Annotated in this window: 17 protein-coding genes; 2 read left to right on the forward strand and 15 right to left on the reverse strand. The window is 56.6% G+C overall.

Features of this window, described 5'->3' with window-relative positions; translation table 11 throughout:
- Nucleotides 1-8: 8 nt before the first annotated feature.
- The 3 genes from KB213_RS10450 to KB213_RS10460 form a co-directional block, all read right to left on the reverse strand.
- Nucleotides 9-902 (reverse strand): DNA/RNA non-specific endonuclease, encoded by an 894-nt coding sequence (locus KB213_RS10450; protein WP_211682916.1) that lies wholly within the window; start codon nt 900-902, stop codon nt 9-11.
- 361 nt (nt 903-1,263) lie between these two features.
- Complete coding sequence (locus KB213_RS10455) at nt 1,264-1,989, reverse strand: HD-GYP domain-containing protein (protein WP_211682918.1); 726 nt, start codon at nt 1,987-1,989, stop codon at nt 1,264-1,266.
- A gap of 399 nt (nt 1,990-2,388) precedes the next feature.
- Complete coding sequence (locus tag KB213_RS10460) at nt 2,389-3,036, reverse strand: hypothetical protein (protein ID WP_211682920.1); 648 nt, start codon at nt 3,034-3,036, stop codon at nt 2,389-2,391.
- Nucleotides 3,037-3,361: 325 nt separating this feature from the next.
- Between KB213_RS10460 and KB213_RS10465 the strand changes: the two genes are divergently transcribed.
- The gene (locus KB213_RS10465; RefSeq protein ID WP_068173546.1) at nt 3,362-3,793 is read left to right on the forward strand and encodes a MucR family transcriptional regulator; all 432 of its coding nucleotides are present in this window, start codon (nt 3,362-3,364) and stop codon (nt 3,791-3,793) included.
- 98 nt (nt 3,794-3,891) lie between these two features.
- On the opposite strand, the gene KB213_RS10470 is transcribed toward KB213_RS10465, so the two are convergent.
- Together KB213_RS10470 and KB213_RS10475 are read right to left on the reverse strand one after the other, a co-directional pair.
- On the reverse strand, nt 3,892-4,143 hold the full coding sequence (locus tag KB213_RS10470; RefSeq protein WP_157070958.1) for a hypothetical protein: 252 nt from the start codon (nt 4,141-4,143) through the stop codon (nt 3,892-3,894).
- Nucleotides 4,144-4,201: 58 nt separating this feature from the next.
- Complete coding sequence (locus KB213_RS10475) at nt 4,202-4,426, reverse strand: hypothetical protein (protein WP_157070957.1); 225 nt, start codon at nt 4,424-4,426, stop codon at nt 4,202-4,204.
- Between the two features lie 117 nt (nt 4,427-4,543).
- Between KB213_RS10475 and KB213_RS10480 the strand changes: the two genes are divergently transcribed.
- Nucleotides 4,544-5,029 (forward strand): hypothetical protein, encoded by a 486-nt coding sequence (locus KB213_RS10480; RefSeq protein WP_211682921.1) that lies wholly within the window; start codon nt 4,544-4,546, stop codon nt 5,027-5,029.
- Nucleotides 5,030-5,085: 56 nt separating this feature from the next.
- On the opposite strand, the gene KB213_RS10485 is transcribed toward KB213_RS10480, so the two are convergent.
- From KB213_RS10485 to KB213_RS10530, 10 genes are all read right to left on the reverse strand, one after another.
- A complete protein-coding gene (locus tag KB213_RS10485) occupies nt 5,086-5,766 on the reverse strand; it encodes a hypothetical protein (RefSeq protein WP_211682923.1) in 681 nt (226 codons plus the stop codon).
- A gap of 500 nt (nt 5,767-6,266) precedes the next feature.
- The gene (locus KB213_RS10490) at nt 6,267-6,491 is read right to left on the reverse strand and encodes a hypothetical protein (protein ID WP_211682925.1); all 225 of its coding nucleotides are present in this window, start codon (nt 6,489-6,491) and stop codon (nt 6,267-6,269) included.
- On the reverse strand, nt 6,482-6,913 hold the full coding sequence (locus KB213_RS10495; RefSeq protein WP_211682927.1) for a hypothetical protein: 432 nt from the start codon (nt 6,911-6,913) through the stop codon (nt 6,482-6,484). The genes KB213_RS10490 and KB213_RS10495 overlap by 10 nt, the downstream gene beginning before the upstream one ends.
- A gap of 85 nt (nt 6,914-6,998) precedes the next feature.
- Nucleotides 6,999-7,658 carry an LPD29 domain-containing protein gene (locus tag KB213_RS10500; RefSeq protein WP_211682929.1) on the reverse strand — a complete coding sequence of 220 codons (660 nt, stop codon included), beginning with the start codon at nt 7,656-7,658 and terminating at the stop codon, nt 6,999-7,001.
- A gap of 199 nt (nt 7,659-7,857) precedes the next feature.
- Nucleotides 7,858-8,484 (reverse strand): hypothetical protein, encoded by a 627-nt coding sequence (locus KB213_RS10505; protein ID WP_211682931.1) that lies wholly within the window; start codon nt 8,482-8,484, stop codon nt 7,858-7,860.
- 300 nt (nt 8,485-8,784) lie between these two features.
- Complete coding sequence (locus KB213_RS10510; RefSeq protein WP_211682932.1) at nt 8,785-10,692, reverse strand: ParB/RepB/Spo0J family partition protein; 1,908 nt, start codon at nt 10,690-10,692, stop codon at nt 8,785-8,787.
- 44 nt (nt 10,693-10,736) lie between these two features.
- Nucleotides 10,737-11,129, reverse strand: coding sequence for a hypothetical protein (locus tag KB213_RS10515; RefSeq protein ID WP_211682933.1), 393 nt, complete (start codon nt 11,127-11,129; stop codon nt 10,737-10,739).
- Nucleotides 11,130-11,332: 203 nt separating this feature from the next.
- Nucleotides 11,333-11,689, reverse strand: coding sequence for a hypothetical protein (locus KB213_RS10520; protein WP_249110503.1), 357 nt, complete (start codon nt 11,687-11,689; stop codon nt 11,333-11,335).
- A 74-nt stretch (nt 11,690-11,763) separates the two neighbouring features.
- Nucleotides 11,764-12,411, reverse strand: coding sequence for a hypothetical protein (locus KB213_RS10525; protein WP_211682935.1), 648 nt, complete (start codon nt 12,409-12,411; stop codon nt 11,764-11,766).
- Nucleotides 12,412-12,594: 183 nt separating this feature from the next.
- On the reverse strand, nt 12,595-17,676 hold the full coding sequence (locus KB213_RS10530) for a DEAD/DEAH box helicase family protein (RefSeq protein ID WP_211682936.1): 5,082 nt from the start codon (nt 17,674-17,676) through the stop codon (nt 12,595-12,597).
- Nucleotides 17,677-17,717: the final 41 nt, after the last annotated feature.

Below are 17,717 nucleotides of genomic sequence, written 5' to 3' on the forward strand. Positions count from 1 at the left end.
CGCCCGTCTCACGGATGACTGCCGTGTCGTGTAACGACCGCATCCGCACGCGCAAAACGTAAAACCGGCGACCAGGGCGCGTGATACGGCGTTGTGCGATACAGCGAGACCTCCGGATCATCGGGAGAGTCTTCGGGATCCGGCAACACATAACGCTGAATGTCTTCCACGTCAGACAGAGCCGGGAACGGGATAATCCCCACACGCTCACGAAAGGCTTCTAAGGTGACCTGAAGACAGCGTGGTGCGTGAGACCGGTTCTCACACACATAAACCCCAGCAGCGTGGCTGTGTGGAACCCACACGGCTTTCCACCAATACTCCGGTACGGGAAGATGATGCGGCCCGATGGTCAGAGGCGATGGCCGGGTAAAGAGCGGTCCCGTCGCCGTATAGACCACCCCCTGCGTGCGTGCGATGCCACGCACAGCGCGTTCAACCCCTTCGCCAATACCATAGAGTAGCGCTGGCCAGAGTGGCACAGTGTTGCTCAAAACATAGGTCGCCCGTTGCTGTGCAAGACTTGGCGCATCGACATGCGGCCTCAGCGCACCCGCGCGATAGGGCGTATCCATAAAATCAGCGTGATCGGCCCGCTCGTCTTCGGGCAGATCGTCCTCCGCAAAGAGGCCTGGATTCAAAGCAGGCTCCGGTTCGAGGTCCTCTCGGGTCAGTGTCTCTGACGACCAGAGCGGCGTATGACGCGTCCGATCATACCCCGTCGTAAAGCCGTTATGACACAAAATCTGGAGCGTATCCGTGCGGCTTTGCGGCACCAAAGGGGCTGACCCGGCTGGGAAGACAGCCTCACAGGATTGCGCGTGCGCCTGTCCTGACAGGGCGCCCCAACACAGCACGGCGCTCGCACTCGCGCATAGAACGTTCGTCCACACCGTGATCATGGCTTCTTATATCCTGCTCCGTGATAACAGTGCCTTTCTGCCCGACACATCCTAAAAAACGGTAAAGCCCAGCCCGGTACATGTCATCGCACGCATTGGTGTCGCCTGATAGCTCGCGATGCTCTGCCCCTTGCAGAACAGATTTGGGCCTGTAGCGAAGACGTCTCTCACCCTTTCGCTGCCCCCAACTAGGTCGTTTGTGTCTCCACGGACGGGTCATGATGCGGCTATATCCCCTTATCCATCCTGCCGCGTCTCACGCCTTGATCCGGCGGATCTTCATGTAAGACGCACGCAACCGTAGTCTTTATCCACGACCATGACATGACAAGAGCATGCAGTGAACACACTCGCCCGACCGTTACGAATGTATTGGTAACAGGGTGCGGGTGCTCACGCAGCGTTCGGGTGTGACCTGAACAACCCGTTGGGCGATCTGGACGACACGATGCGGCTCAGCCATATCGTCACAACGCGCCGCCATGAGTGCGGCAAAATGATGATAGGCCAATCGTGCCAGATCGGGATCGAAGGATACACCAGCCTCCTGATCAAGGAACGTTTTGACCGCGTGTGGGGTCCAGGCTTTTTTATAAGACCGTGCACACAGTAACGCATCCACAACGTCTAACAGGCCAATCATACGCGCAATCCAAGGGATCGCGGTGCCTGCAAGGCCTTGCGGATAGCCCGCACCATCATAACGTTCATGATGGCTCGCAATGGCCTCCATCACGCCGTGCGGCAAAACACACCGCATCGGGTGTAAAACCGTGCTGCCAAGCGTAGCATGGAGTTGCATCGCCTCGCGCTGCTCTGCGGAAAACCGCCCTTCAAAATGCACCAGACGATCCGGCAATAAAAGCTTACCCGCATCATGCAAACGACCGGCGAGTGAGAGGGTCTGCGCATCAAAGGGTGCTGCGATCAGAGCCCCAAAACACACCGCCATGCGTCCCACTCGGTCTCCATGGCCCTCATCGGTTTCAGCGATACGTGCAAGAAGACACTCCAAGGATAAACTCGCATGTTGTGTATTGCCGCCATAGACGTCAGACGGCGAAGCGCCTGTATAGGCTAACACCACACATCACCCACCTTCCGTAAGGTCACGCCCACGCCCCGTGGTTTACAGACGTCTTGCGTCAGTCTCTGTACGCATAAAAAGAGCGATTTTGGAAAAAGGCGGATATTATCCATCCAATAAGATGATAAAATCAGGGCATCAGAAGGCATATTTTTATTAAAGAGATGACCAACCATCACAATTCTTTCAATAAAACAGTATTTTGGTCATTTGACCCTCAATTCTCCATTCTTTTTGCGATAAAATGAAAAACTATTCTTAAACTATACGGAGTGTGTCACGGATTGTAACGTATGAAAATGTTTTTATTTAATGACATGGAAACTTTTTATAAATCTTTGATCAGCAATAATATTGCCCCGAAAGATGACTTTGGTTCTTTCAGGGCCATAAGTGTTTTTATTCTGGGCTAATCGTCACATCATAAGCGCGCTGCGGATCGACCGTCAGGACCGCACCCGTGTCGCAGAAAACCGTCAGATCATGCGCTAAAGACCAGGCGCCTTTCGGGGTCAATTGCCCGCCAATCACCAAGCCTTCAATCACCTCATCACCATAATCCAGCGACGCGATATGCTGCGGAAAGGCCGGAAGGTTGTGCACACAGGCGCGCTGATGCCAGTCGGCAACACGCTGCGGGTCAGACGCCCAGAGCCGGGTCAGGGCGGTGATTCTGTGTAAGGTTTCGATGCGCCGCTCCGCTCGGTCCGCAGCGGTTGCGATGGCATAGTCACCCAACACACACATTTCTGTCCGCCCAGGCAGCACAGACCGAAAATACCCCATGCCCTCTTCCTGGAAGCTCAACACTGTGAGCCTCTTGGTCAAATCCCACCCCCCTTCTGCGCGCGTTCCATCGACCACCAACCCCACATCCTCTTCCGTCCCAAGTCGAACAAGGAACCAGGGCACACCGGATCCCAAATCCGGGTGTGCCTGCAAAAACGTGCGGCTCTCGGGATGCTGAAAAAACGCCTCAACATGGCGCATGATCTGACTATAGTGTGGAAAGAGCGCATCCATTTCCCTCTGTTCTTGTGTCGTCATAGCGATGTCTCTCCATTTTCAATGACATGCTCACGCGGCACGCCGTTCTGTTCTGCATGAAGCCAGAGGTAGCCTCATGGTCACTTTATCGTCGTGTTCTTTACAGGTTCTTCATACAGTCCTGCGCTTATCGATTTGTGTACTCTTTTGATTGTTTCAGGGATCTTCTTGCTTTTTGCCATCTGCAACACTACATCATCGCCTGTTTATAATAACGAGCATGTTCAAAAACTTTTTTTTCCTTGAAGACGTTGAAGCTTTACGTCCTCCTTCTGTGAAGGAAGACGGATCACCCCCTTTTTTGTGATTTCCGTGAGAGAAACATATGACCGATACCATCACGTCTCCCGACCCCAAGCTGCTTCTTGCACACACAACAACCATTATCGCCGCCCAAGCCGGACATGGTGGGGTCACAACCGAGCAACTGCCGACACTCATCCAACAAGTCTATACGGCATTGGCGACAGCTCAGAGCGTTACGCAGCCCGAAACAAAGGCCGAGCAACCCGTCCCCGCCGTGCCGGTCAAACGCTCTGTCTTCCCCGATTATATTATCTGTCTCGAAGACGGCAAAAAGCTCAAAATGCTCAAGCGCCACCTCAAAACCGCGTATAATATGACCCCAGAAGAGTACCGCGCACGCTGGGGTCTGCCAGGCGATTACCCACTCGTGGCTCCCAATTACGCCAAGCGGCGCTCAGCACTCGCCAAAGAAATCGGCCTCGGCAGCACGGTGAAAGCCACAACGCGCTAAAGACAAGCGGCTTTCACCCCTCTTTTCGCCCGAAGGAGACTGAGTTTTTCCGGTATCGGAAAAACTCATCCTCTCCCGTTCCAACCCGCTCTCTGCACTCAGTGCATCACATGCAAGAGTAACCGAGACGCGTCTTTGCGGATCTGTTGGCGTGTACGGTGCAACTTGGCATAATACGCTTCTGGCAAACTTGGATGACATCCATCCTCTTCCAAACTATGGGCATGTCGCAAACACTGGCGCACCTGCCCGATACGGGCATTGCGCGCTAATGTTTTACGCAGCGCGCAGACGCGCATAGCCGCGCTAGAATGATCGATACCGTCCACGGGTCGAGTACCGTATGACATCGTCTTTATCCTTATTGAAGATGTTATGAAGCTGTGGCACCGCGCTTTGGCGTGTGCCTTACTGTGGTGCTGGACGGCGTTTTACGGGCTGTGTGCGCTGGATGTAACACAGCCATCCTTGGTGCTGATAACGGGCTTTACGCTTTTTCTGATACACAGCACCGTGTTCATCACCCGCAAAACAAAACCAGTCCTCTAACGCCAAATCGTCGAAGAGCAGCGTGTCTGGGCCAAAGAGACGTTGGACATGCGCGCGGTGTTGCGCGCGTCGGTCTTGGGTCATAACCCGTCCTTTACGGAGAGCGACCAAACACGAACAAGCACATAAGCTATTGTTTTTATTGACTTATTTTTCTGGGCGGCGTAATGTGTGTCACACCACCACATCAGGAGGCCGCTCATGACCGCATCACATACAGGCGCGATAATTATCCGCTTTCCATGGGAGAGACGCAGCCCACTCACACTTGATGGCGTGTACAGTGTGCTGTCCTCTTATGACGCATTGCACCACTGGGCGGAGTTTCGGGAGGTCGCTGGACCGCGCGATGAAGCGGTCTTACAGGCGCAGGGCAGCGCCATGATGCAGCCCATCATGGCCAAAGCCGAACAACAGGCCCCGTTTATGACGCCGCAAGCCTTGCTCTATGATGTGCAAAAGCGCAGCCTTGCGCGGGCCCTCAAGCTCATCGCACGGGCAAACCGTTTTAAAGAGCGTGCAGAGGACCGTGAAGTCGAGGATCCGGATGGTCCACGGATTTATGAGGATTTAGCGGATTCACACAGAGCCTGCATTGTCGCATGGGAAAAAGCGCATATCCTCATCGGCCTGTGGCGTGCGCTTGCTGTGTTTGATCGTGTTTATTTTCAAGCCGTGTCTGCCTAGCACACACGGCGGAAACTGCGGCACGTCATGAGAGGACACGCCGCAGACGGTACTTCTTAGAAACGATAACCAAGAGAGAACGCGATCACCGGATAGAACTTGGTGTAACGCATCGCCTTATGAATATCCTTCATATAGTGGTCCATATCGCTGTGGAACTGTGCCGTTTGCGCTGCAAGCCCCGTACCGCCATAGGTCAAACGGCCCGTGCCTTGATACAGCGCCCCAAAATCGCTCGAAAACACAAAATGTCCCCCAAAGGCATGGCTATACCCAAACCCAACATAAGGGGTCACACGGTTCCATTTCACCCGTGCATTGAGTTGCCCAACCTGCTGGGGCGTATAATAGTTATTGCCAATATACACGACATCCTGCGGGGATGCCGTTGCGTTGAGTTGGTTCAGATTGGCTTTCAGACCCGCAGAAATACGCAGTCCTGAGCCGAACGGATACAGATCTGCAATCGCACCAACACTGCGCCATTTGGCACTGGCCCGGAAGTTATCGATGTCCCGATAGGTGAAATTGTGGCTGATCCCGAAAAAATCCCCTTCGGCGCGAACCCCCACCAGGGCATGACCCGGATGGTAGCCAATCACCGGACCGATCCCCAAAGTGCCCACATTCGCACCAACCTCAATCCCCGAGATGATCGGCACGTGTGGTGTCACCTGTGCTGAAGCAACACCCATGGTTGAAAGCACAGAAAGCGCGGCAAGAAAAAATCGTTTCATGGTAATATCCTAGAATAAAAAATGTTCTGTGCCGTATAATACGGCACAGGACTTAATCAGTGATGAACAGAAACGACGGATTTAGTGCGTTTCGTGTCGTGATGACCGTCAAGGAGCGTCGGAAGACATAAAATCCCGAACACCATGACCACAAAGGCACAGGGTCCAAGGATTAAACCGGCGAGGTCGCGAAGATCGTGTTTGCTCAGCGTATGATGACGCATGGGTGGTTTCTCCATTCTGTCACCGGCTGTTGCGTTCTTTTCTCTCCCGTGACCCTTTCCACGCAAGCGCAGCGCGGGTCTGAGGGCACAGGCGCCGTGTAACGGCGGGATTTTCACGACCCGCAGCGCAGCGAGGACACGGGAAAACCCACCCTTTGCCCTCAGACCCGCGCTGTGCTGCGCCCCTTCCTGTCTTTCCTTTCCTCTTGTCTCGTCTTCCCTTTTCCTCCCCCCCCCCTTTTTTTATTCCCCCGCATCTGCGGCGAACCGGGGCACTCACGCGCAGGAGGACAATACTCGGGGACACAGATCAGGCCGCTTGTCGTGCAACCACTGCGCAAGATCAGAACGGTCTGGACGGCGGACACACCGCAACACGCGCGCCACATCGTCAGCACGCAGAGCGTGTACGGTCGGGGCGACGGTCGATACCGCCGCCTGCCACACCGCATCATCATCGGGATTCGTATCGGCCATACCTTTTAAAAACGTTATGCCCATCGTTTTTGCCTTATATGGCGCGTAAGACGCAGGCAGAAAGCCTGCCAGACTGGCACACAAGGCTTCGCGGTTTTGTCCTCGTCTTCTTCCACCAACTCATAAGGCGTTAGTGTCAAAAGACCCGTCCAAGGATGGCGGTAACACAGCATGGGCACGTCATTGACCCGCCCATGCTGTCCTGAGCGTTTGGCGCGAGCGATCTCTGAGGCGCGTATCCGCGGCAAAGAATGCCGCTGTCGGAAGTGGTTCAGCGCGTCTTGTTCATCTTTAAACGGGCCATGCCATGCTTGCGCGGCATGGGGAGCGTAGAATGTTGTCACACGCAAGAACACCTCATGCGCTGCTGTGACCACCAGTTCCAAGATATGGCCATCACAGCGTTCGGTTTTGCGGAGCCCTTGCGGGGTTGATGCATTATCCATGGGGATCATCCTGTCGGGAGGCGCACAGAGCGCCTTCGCCATCACACATCGCTGCGCCCTCGTTCAGGAGAGAGCGCAAACACACTCAGAAAACGTACTGCACACCACCAAACACCGTGCTCCACGGTGTGTCGGTCGTGCTGTGACAATCGGACAGATGGTTATATGAGCCGGTTTTGAAGCGCTGCGTGATAGCTTTAACCAACTCATCCTGCGCTTCGCCCTCATAGGACACAGTGACATAGCCATAGCTTTGCTTGCGGATCCGAAATTTGGCGTTCGGAAATGCGGCCTTCAGCAAAATCCGCATATTTTTGCCCGCTAAAACACCTGACCTATCATCGCCTTGATGCAGATGGGCGTAATCCGGGTTCACCCGCAATGCAGCGACCTCAGCGGCAAAGCGGTCTTTTCGTTCACGCTCAGCGTGTTCTTTCGCAAGGCGGAGTTGTTCGGCTTTTTCGAGCATGACCTGACGGCTGGCCGCATCCACTAAGGGACGATCATCATGGATCGTCCATTGACATCCAAGTAAAATGGCTTCCGGTAAACGGCGCGACAAGCTGCCATCATAGAACACGATGTCATAAAAGGCCGATCCACCCGTCACCATGGCCCCCGACAACACGCGGCGGACGCTCTGTGGTGATGGCGTCCCATGAACAGCGTAGACGACACCCAAACCGCGATTATACAGCGTCGTGCTCACCGTGGTTCCAGCGACGATAACAGGAGTATCCGACATGGTCTTTCCTCTTCAGGTTTTTGCTTTTGACCTGATCTGAGGGCCCTGCGCCGCGCCTCGGGGCAAAGGCGGCGCGTGCGCCGGCACCGCAGGCATCAGCCGAGGAGCCACCCTTTGCGGCGAGGCGCGGCGCAGGGCACGTCCCCCCTCCCTACCTGTTGTTTCTGTTTGTCTTCTTCCTTTTCCCTTATCTTTTGCTTTACGCGGCCGCTCCCACCGTTTCAGGCGGTGTGAGCTGTAAAACCATCAGAGTTTCTTGCTGTGTCAGGCACTCGAAGAGCGCCAAAGGCGCCGAGAAATCGACCTCCTCAAGATTAGGATCTTTCGCGCGGTCAGACTGCTCCAACACCAACGCATCTCGCGCAGCAGAGACGACATGCGGGTCTAGTCTGCACACCACATCGGGGTCTTCCACTAACGTTTCGGACCACTGTGTGAGATTAAGCGTGTGCATGATCTCACCTGTGGCCAAATCCATCAGGCATAACCCGCCACCAAACCCATCAGGACGGGCGCTTGAGCACGTCTCACTCCAACGTGCCACCCAACGCTGCGGGGCACACCATCCTTGGCGGGCGCAATGCTGCACAAACGCAAGAGCCGCATCGATGTTATTGGCACCATCATCGGATAAACGCGCCCAGACATACGGGCTGTCTTGTCGTTCAATCGGCTCCAAAGCGCAATAATACGGCTCATCGGCCCCCGGTTCATCACACTCAAAGCGCAGATTATGGTCGATTTGATAAAAAGTAGCGTTCTCCAGTGACGCCTGATCTTTAAACGGCAGATCAACCGCAAATTTGGTAAAATAATCGGCCATCATGGACCTCAACTTTCTTTGATTATCGCGTGTTATATGATTATCCCTGAAAGAAATGATTCACTTTTTCAGGGCACTGTGCTGTGCGAGGTTATGAGGCCGATGGTCGTTCGACCAACGCGTCTCATGTTGAGCAAAGCTTCTGTTCTTTTTTGCAAAAAAGAACCAAAAAACTCTTGTTTATAAGGGGAGTGCGTGTGCGGCACAGACGACGCCAAACGATCAGACGTCTTTTTGCTTCTTTTTCTTCCAGAAAAAGAAGACCCTCGGCCCCGCCCACAGCACTGTCTCGCGTGAGAGGGGTTAGACCGTTACGATCTCAAAACGATCACCCATTACCGCTTTCATCGCTGCCAACGCCCCCGGGACAAACGGGATCTGGTCATCGGCCTCTTGTAGCGCATCTGCGGCCTCATCCTCTGCCCCGCTCACGCACACAGCGTCCCCACCGTCTTCGTCGTCACACGCTTCGTCGTCACAGGGTGCCAGCGCGTCGTCAGGGTCCAGCGCATCTTCCTCCAGAATGTCTTCTGGAGCGCCTGTCTCAGATCCGCACACACCCGCGTCACGGGCCGCGCGCTCAGCGTCGGCGCGCAGCGCGTCGCTCCATGCTGTTTTCGTGGACGCAAAACGCGCCACCTCCGGCACCCAATACCCGCCGCCTACCGCGTTGAGGACGGCAGCACGGGTCGCTTTGCCCGTATCCTGTGGTTCGAGAGTCAAAGCTTCAGCAACCGCCGTAATCCCGGCCTTGCTATAGGCTTTCAGAAAATCCTCATGGGCCATATGCGGCATGACGCGATCAGCCTCGAACAGACAGCCCAGCAACAACGCGGCTTTGCCTGATCCAGAATGCGCGCTCACCTCGCAATTCATAAAGGACGCCAGCACAGCGCCAACCTGCGCACGGATGATGGTTTCATCCCGCACCAGATCACCCTCGGGGAAAAGCGTTTTCACCGCTGTTTTAACAGTGGTGTCTTGTCTCCATGATGTGCCCTCATCCCTAATATGAACATTATCGGCGTTTAGCGCCAAGAGAAGTGCTGCAATCAAAGTCCACGGGTCTTGCGCGACACACTGGCTGCGAATGGCTTCACGCAAGGCCGCACTGCGATACGTGCCTATCATCGCATGGCCCTTTTTCGTTAGCTCTGGGCGGGTTTTGGGCGCGTCAGTGTCCGAGAGAGACGGATAACCGGTACGGCTGTGTTGCTCGGTAGGCGACACGTTATAAGCGCGTAGACGTTGCTCGATGATCGTCAAATCGCGCGGATTGAGGGCGTAGCCTACACAATCGCCGTCTTCAGATGGCTGCCAGCTCTGAACGAGACGATAGCCCTCGGGGGCTGTCGCATGCCCATAGTCATCAACCCCCAATGCGGGAATACCTTCGGCATCGCGCTGCGCGAGCCACGCTCTTTGCGCTGCTTCATACGCCTCACCATCCAGCGTGTAGCGGCTTTCCGCCCCTGCGGGTGCAAAGAGATCCTCGCGCCACACAACACCATGCTTCTGGGCCAATACCTCATCAAAACGGGCATCTTCAGCACGGTATTCCTGACATTCCAACGCACGCGCCACCTGCCACCAACTCACGCTCTCATCGGGATCATCCGGGTTCAAACGGTACTGTGCCGGATCCTCGCCCTCTTCCACACTTTCGCTGAACAAATCACCCCAGATGTGAGCCTGCTCCTCCAACGAGGCCTGCGCGATAATTTTGCGCTGGCGTTGATCCGGGCCTCGCCCGATCTCAATGGCGTGCAAAATCGGTGGGTGCAAACGGGCCAGCAAGCATAAGCGTTTGAGATACGTCGGTGTGACCATCAGCGCGCTGCATAATTGCTGGTCGCTATAGCCCAACTCTTCACGCATCCGGCGCACACAACGCCACTGATCCGTCTCCGACATCCCTTCGCGGATCATATTCTCACTGACCGCTACCAAGACATCCTCCGCCCCTGTGGGGCGCACCATCACATCAATGGCTTCCAAACCAGCATAAATCGCGGCATCCACGCGACGATGACCGGCCAATATCCTTAAGGTTCCATCAGGCATTTCGCGGACAACCGGCGGATGGATAATCCCCACACGGGAAATATTCATGGCCAAGCGGCGACGGCTCTCTTGGGTAATCGCCGTTTTACGGGGGTTTTCAGGGTCGATCAGCAGATCTTTGGGATGAACGCGACGGATCTCGGTCATAAGTGTAGCCTTTAAAGTAGAGGGGGGAGGAGCGTGTTCGCGCTTTAATCACGCCAGCTAGCTGGACGCGGGGTGATGTGGCGTCGGTAATGCTCCACGTTCAGATTTTGCGTTGTAACGTGTAAGGACATCGTCCCTGTCGCGTGCTGCGTATCCGTGGCAAACGATGGTTCTTGTTGTGCCAGCACCATCTTGAGCAGGGTCATGACCACAGGATGCACATGGACCAGCGCGGCATTGTCCGCTGACACCGGCATCATGGGCGTGCAGGACGGCACAGGGGCCAGAGTGACCTCAGCATCAAGAAAATTGCCCTGCAGGGCCGTATACGTGACGTCGACCTTTTGAACGCCTAACGCTGTCAGGCTTGTGCAGAGATGCACTAACACAGCGCGCAAGCGTGTCTCGGTCGGGTTCAGAGGAATGGAAGTGTTCATGGGGTCGTCTCTTCTTTTGTGACCCCTTCCGGCGACCGCGGCGTCGCCGTGCTGTGCAAGGGCGGCGCCTGCGCCGGGACCGCCCGGCCCGCAGCGCAGCGAGGACACGGACGGACCCACCCCTTGCACGGCACGGTGATCCCGTGGTGCCCCCTCCTTTTTCCTGTCCTGTTGTGTTTTCCTATTGTCTTTCTAGGAAGCGTTTACGCGCGCCTTTTCACAGTTTGCACGGGCGGTTTCGGTGCATTGGCGACGGTAAACGCCACCAGATGCGTAGCACCCGTCCAACCGTCACAGCACAACAGGCGCTCAACACCATCGGAACAGCGCGCAATACGTCCATCAGCGCGGCCACGAGCCACGTCATCCTGCGTGAGGATGGGCTGCGCTTTTTTGGCCGTAAAATCAGCGATGGCCGCGTCTTTAGACGCATAGGGGCCGTGCCAGTCATTCCCATTGACAGGATACAGACCCACAGTCCGCAGCAAAGCCGTGCCATCCTCATAGGTGACGACTTCAACGGGTAGGCCGCACAGGGTCATGGATTGAAGGGTGTTCATCACGCAGCCTCATGGTGTTTTTTAAGGAGACAGACAGGCGGATCCGTCATACGAAACCCGCCTTCAAGCGGGTCTTAGGCCGCAAAAGACAATTGCGAAGGCACACGCTTTAAAAGCGGTGCCGCCTCATGACAGGGCCCGGTGACATAGGCGCAATTGTAAATGGGCGCCTGACTCAAGCCGCGATAGGTCAAAAACAGCGCCGCCTCACGTACAGACCCTAACAGATCAAACCCGGTCCATTTGGGGGGCACAATCCCCTCTTGCGGCGGGTGCAGCGCCGTAAGGCGCGCAATACGCTCCTGACGCCACGCGCCATGCGGTTCTTCGTGCGCAACAATCGTGCCTGAACACGCTATGCCAAGCGCGCGCGCCGCGTCAGGAGACACCGCCTTGGCTAAGGACGTGCGGCATTTGCGGATATAGGTTTCAGCCTGCGTGCGCGTCTCGCCAGAAAAGCGCATCCCGCCGCCCTCACACGACGCGGCCCATCCGACAATCTCGCGCATCACCTCCCAGTCTTGACCGGCCCCTATCAGGCTCCAATCCCGTGCACGGCGGCGACCTTGGCCTTCATAGACGTTGTTATCGCCGCCTAACTCGAACAGCAAAAAGACGTCGTCGAAAAAATGCAGATCCTCATACCCGTCACCCTGCACGCTTTGCAGCTGTGTTAAATCCCAACGCACGGCAATCAGGTCATAAATGATGCGATACGACATGGCGTCGCCTCCTTTTTATGCGTGTTATCCTTTTGGCGACGGCCTGCGCGGTGTGCTGGGGCAAGGCCGCGCGCAGCGCGCCCGGCCTGAGCCTTGCCGCAGCGCACCGCGCAGGCCAGCCCCGCCCTCCCTTTTCCGTGTTTTTGAGTCTGTCTTGTTATCTCTCCTGTCTTGTGGGGGCGCTTAGGCTGCCATGGTCTTGATCTGATCCTCGTGATCGACTGTTTCGTCCGTGTCACGGGTCGCATCTGCCGCCATATCGGCTTCTAAATCGGCCAGTTCCTGCTCTTTTTCAGCCAGCAAATCCGCCTCACGGAACGCCAACCCCAAACGGGATTGATAACCGGGTAATTTGGCCGTTGCCTCAGCCCGCAAACGCTCAGCATCCGCCAGTTCCACCTCAAAACGCAGCAGCATGTTTTCGATACGCGCCATTAAACCTAATGGTGTTGTCTCACGGTCATAATCGACACCCAACATCCGCTCCCCTGCGGCGACAGCCAGTGTGGCCTCCCAGCTCTCTTCCCCATGAAAGCGGGTCTTCCAAGTCTCACAGACCAGATCAAACCCACCCATCTGTCCGAGCACCCACGCGCCCTTCTCCCCCGCCTTCGCGGCTTTACGCAGTTCGCGCAGGACCCATGTCCCGGCATCACTGCGCTCAGACAGCGCGCCCACGCTCCGCTCCAAACGAAACGCCTCACCACGGGTCGGCTGACGCTGCGCTATGGCCGCTGTGATCTGCGGGATCACCGTCTCTGCGGTGCGCTGATCACGCTCGGCGCGCTCAATCGCACGGCGAATATTGAACTGGTCATCATAATGCGCGGCTTTCAGACGATGCAGACGGGCCACTTCACTTTCCAGCCCTGATTTTTGCATCAAGCGCTCATCGCCTGACGCCAGAGCTTTGGCGAGGGCAAACTGATTGCCATTCTCGCCAATATCATCCAGACGGCGGATCGTTCGATCTCCACGCATCGCCAGTCCCAAGAACCGTTGCTTGCGCTCCAAAAGCTGCCAATTCGTCGCATCCACTGAGCCTTGGAGCGCATAGGCATAAATCTGAATCTCGGGGTTCTGATTGCCCTGTCGTTCAATCCGGCCTTCACGTTGGATGATGTCCGCCACCAGCCACGGCACGTCCAGATGGTGCAACGCAATCAAACGTTGCTGCGCATTCACCCCGGTCCCCATCGTCGCACTGGAGCCAATCAAGATCCGCTTACGGCCACTGTTCAACTCTTTGAACAAGGCCTGCTTGGCCGCACTCTTTTTGAAATGCTGCATAAACGCGATCTCATCACGCGGCACGCCCAGACGGATCAGTTCATCGCGGATCCAGTTATAGGCGGAAAACCCGCGCTTGCTCTGGGCGGCTTCCGTGCCCAGATCCGAGAAAATCATCTGCACCGCACCCGGCAACGCGTAGGGTTTTTGAGTTTCGGGGTCGGTATAACGCTGCGCGGAGGTGTCGCGCCAAATCCCGTACACGTTTTGGATTAGCAGATTAAGCTTATTGGTGGGGTCGTTCTCCCCCCATGGCTCCACAAAGCGCAGATCAATGGCCGCATGGCGCGCATCATTAATCACAGAGAGGATAATATCATCCCCTTTCTTGGGCTTGCCAGAGCGTTCTTCAATCGCCGTGATCCGGCGTTGCAAATCCTTCTGGTAAAACCGGAAATCCGCCCCACTCTCGGCCACCAAGATCTGCCGCTGTCCACCGCGTATCGCGGGCAGGGACACGTACTGGCGCAGATCGTCTTGTTGGACCACATCGGCAAAACTACGATACAGCGCCATCAGATCCGCGACATTCACAAACTCAGCAAAGCGACTGACCGGTTTATACAACCCACTGGGCTGCAATTCGAGTTCAGTGCGGGTTTCACCGAAATTGGCTGCCCATGCGTCAAACTCATGCAATCCGCGTTGTGTGAGCGCGATCAGATCCATGTAACGTTGCACATTGAACATCTCGCCCAAGGTGTTCGTAATCGGTGAGCCTGACGCCATCACCAACGCGCGGCCGGGATTGCGTTGGTCCAGATAGCGGGTTTTGACGTAGAGATCCCATGCGCGCCCGCTCCCATTGGGGTCGATCCCTTTGAGGTCAGACTGATTGGTCGCAAAGGTGAGCTTGCGGAATTGCTGCGCCTCATCGACCAAGATCTGATCCACGCCCAGCTCACCCAGATGCACCAGATCATCCTTGCGGGCTTCCAAGCCGGATAACTTAGCCTCCAACCCTTCTTTGAGCCGCTCAATGCGCTTGCGTGAGAAGCGATCGGAACTATCCACCTTCTCCATCATGGTCTCAAAGCTGGCAATCTGATCGGCGATCATCTGGCGCTCAAACGCGCTCTCAACCGGAATAAACTTGAACGCATCATGGGTGATGATAATCGCGTCCCACTGCCCTGTGGCGGCCCGTGCCAGAAAGCGTCGGCGTTTGGCTTTGACGAAATTGGTCTCATCTGCGACCAAAATCTTGGCGGTGGGGTAGAGCATGAGAAACTCACGCGCCATCTGCGCCAGACAATGCCCCGGCACCACAACCATCGCTTTCTGGATCAGCCCCAGACGCTTTTGCTCCATGACGGCCGCGCACATGGAGAAGGTTTTGCCGGAGCCTACGGCATGCGCCATATAAGTGCTGCCTGCGGTAATGATCCGCCACACCACGCGTTTTTGATGGTCGCGCAGACGAATAACGCTGCTCGCCCCCGGCAATTGCAAATGTCGGCCATCAAACTGACGCGGGACAAGATTGTTATACGTGTCGTTATACAGCCGCACCAAACGCTGTGCCCGCTCACCGTCTTCCCAGACCCACTGGCTAAACGCCTCACGCAACGCCATCAGCTTTTCTTTGGCGGCTTCGGTTTCACGGGCGTTCAGAATACGACGTTCACCATCTGCGTCGCGGATCGTATCGAAGATTTTGGGCGTGCTCTGGTTAAGCGCATCTTCCAGAAGGTCTTGTGCAGGGCGTCGTTGTGTTCCCCACGTCGAGGTCGCCTCGGCCTTGCCGTAAAACGGCGCTTTCTCCACGCTCCAGGCCGCGACTTCGGCAGTGTGCCAAACCTGGGCTTCAACCCCAATTTTTTCAGCAATGAAGGCTTCCACATCCGAGGCTGGCACCCACGGCGCACCCAAACGCGCGGTAATATCACTGGGGCGCAAATCCGCAGGCTGCGCGTCTTCTAACGCACGCACCAAGCTTGTGTAGGCCGGATCCGTCTCTGCGGCCTCGCGGGCTTGGGCCAGCTTGGTACGGACCGCGCCTGATAACGCCTCATCGGCCATCACCCAGAGCGGACGTTCCGGCGTGCTGCGCACAGGGTCACGATACACCGCCTCCCCAAGCTCGGCCTGTGCCGCCTCCTCACTGCACCCCAGCAACTCCGCAATCCGAGGCATATCCACCCCACCCACTTCATGCAGGCAGACCGCAAGCGCGTCATGGGCGCTGGCAATCTCTGGCTCGCTTGGCGCATGGATAATCCGCTCTGAGAAGATCGGACCAGGACGCCCCTCGTCACGGTCTTCGTCATACTCTTCAATCGCACTGACCAGCCAGACATCCGGGTCATCATAGAACGGTTGCAAATGCGGACGGCGTTGTGTGCTGCTCTCCTCGCCTGTTTCCGGGTCAACCCGCACACTGGTTTTCACCCGATTAATCGGACCAAAATCTTTGACGAACGCGGCGTAGGCCCGTTTTAAATCCCCTTGGAACACGGCATAAGGCGCATTCTCCATCTGCGCACGCAGCACAGAGCGCGCCGCATCACGCACGGGGATCAACCCTTTGATGATGCTGGCGTGTTTTTGGAAAATCCCCTCTTTCTGCTCCCCCTTTCGGACCAGAACCGAGGTCGTCTCGCCATCGATGATCTGGTGGAGGTCCCCCTTCATCAGGACATAACTGCCCTCACGCAGCACACTCCCCTGCCCGGCACTGGCTAACGCGGCACGCGCCTCTTGAGCGCTGTGCGGCGTCACAGCTTGCGGCTCTGGGAACCGCACCTGACCTTTGAGACGGCTCAACGCATTGGGCAATGCCTCGTCCAAAGCCTGCATCGCAGGGGCGGTGCAGGTATATTCCGGTCCATATTGGCCCGTTGTCCATCCATGCTGACCCAGCACCTGTTCAGGGTGGTTCAGAAAATACTGGTTGATCTGAAGCGCACCATCGCCCTGATCACTCTGCGGCACCGTGCCCACATCTTGCCAGACGGTATCCGTTGTGTCTTCGCCGGGGACATGGCGGCGCAGCACCAGAAGATCCACCACCACCTCGGTGCCCGCATCATCGCGCATCGCCCCTGCGGGCAGGCGCACGGCCCCGACCAAATCGGCCATCTCCGCAATATGCGCACGCGCTTTGTGGTCGGTTTTATCCATCGTCCAACGCGAGGTCACAAACACGGCCAGCGCACCGGGGCGCAAACGGCTGACAGCACGCGCGATGAAGTAATCATGCAAGGACAGACCCATCTTGCCCAACGCATCTGTCCCACGCACGGTACGGTTGCTAAAGGGCGGGTTGCCCACCGCCAGATCATAGCGGTCGGCCAAACGGGCTTTGGTAAAATCTTCCTGGCGCACCCATTGATTAGGGAAGAGCTTTTGCGTGATCCGCGCGGTCAGCGGGTCGTTTTCAATAGCGGTCCAGGCGGTGTTCTCTGCAAGCGTTTCAGGCATCGCTGCCACGAACAATCCGGTCCCACACCCCGGCTCCAGCGCCTTACCGCCCTTGAACCCCATTTGCAGGATCACATCCCACACAGCATGGATGATCACTTCGGGGGTGTAATGCGCGTATTGGGTCGCCCGTGCCAAGCCCGCGCGCTCCTGCACACTGGTTGCTTGTTCCAACTGCTGGCCGAGATCTTCCCAGCCCTCACGGAATGCTTCGCCAGCACGCGGAAAGAGGCTATTGGCCAGCTCGCCTGCTCCGAAGCCGGTAAAGCGCGCCAATTGCGCTTGTTCATCGATTGTGGCCGGACGGTTTGCGGTCTCCAGCTGTGTGAGCACACGAATGGCGTTCAGATTATCGCGCCCGCGCGCTTTCCAGCCTGCGGCGAGGCCGCGCGTACCGCTCAGGCGGAAATCGCGCTTGACGACGTCCACCACCTCTTGCGCCACTTGGCGGGCTTCGGCGACGGCATTGTCACCGGGCAAACTCCCCCAGAACAAAGACGGGGCATCATTCAGGGCGGACGTTTCGAAAAAGCTCAGCTGGGTCGTACGCATGGCACACTCCGGACAAGCGCCAACACCCGGTTCCTGCGCGG

The organism is Neokomagataea anthophila (genome assembly GCF_018122595.1).
Classification (GTDB): Bacteria; Pseudomonadota; Alphaproteobacteria; order Acetobacterales; family Acetobacteraceae; genus Gluconobacter; species Gluconobacter anthophilus.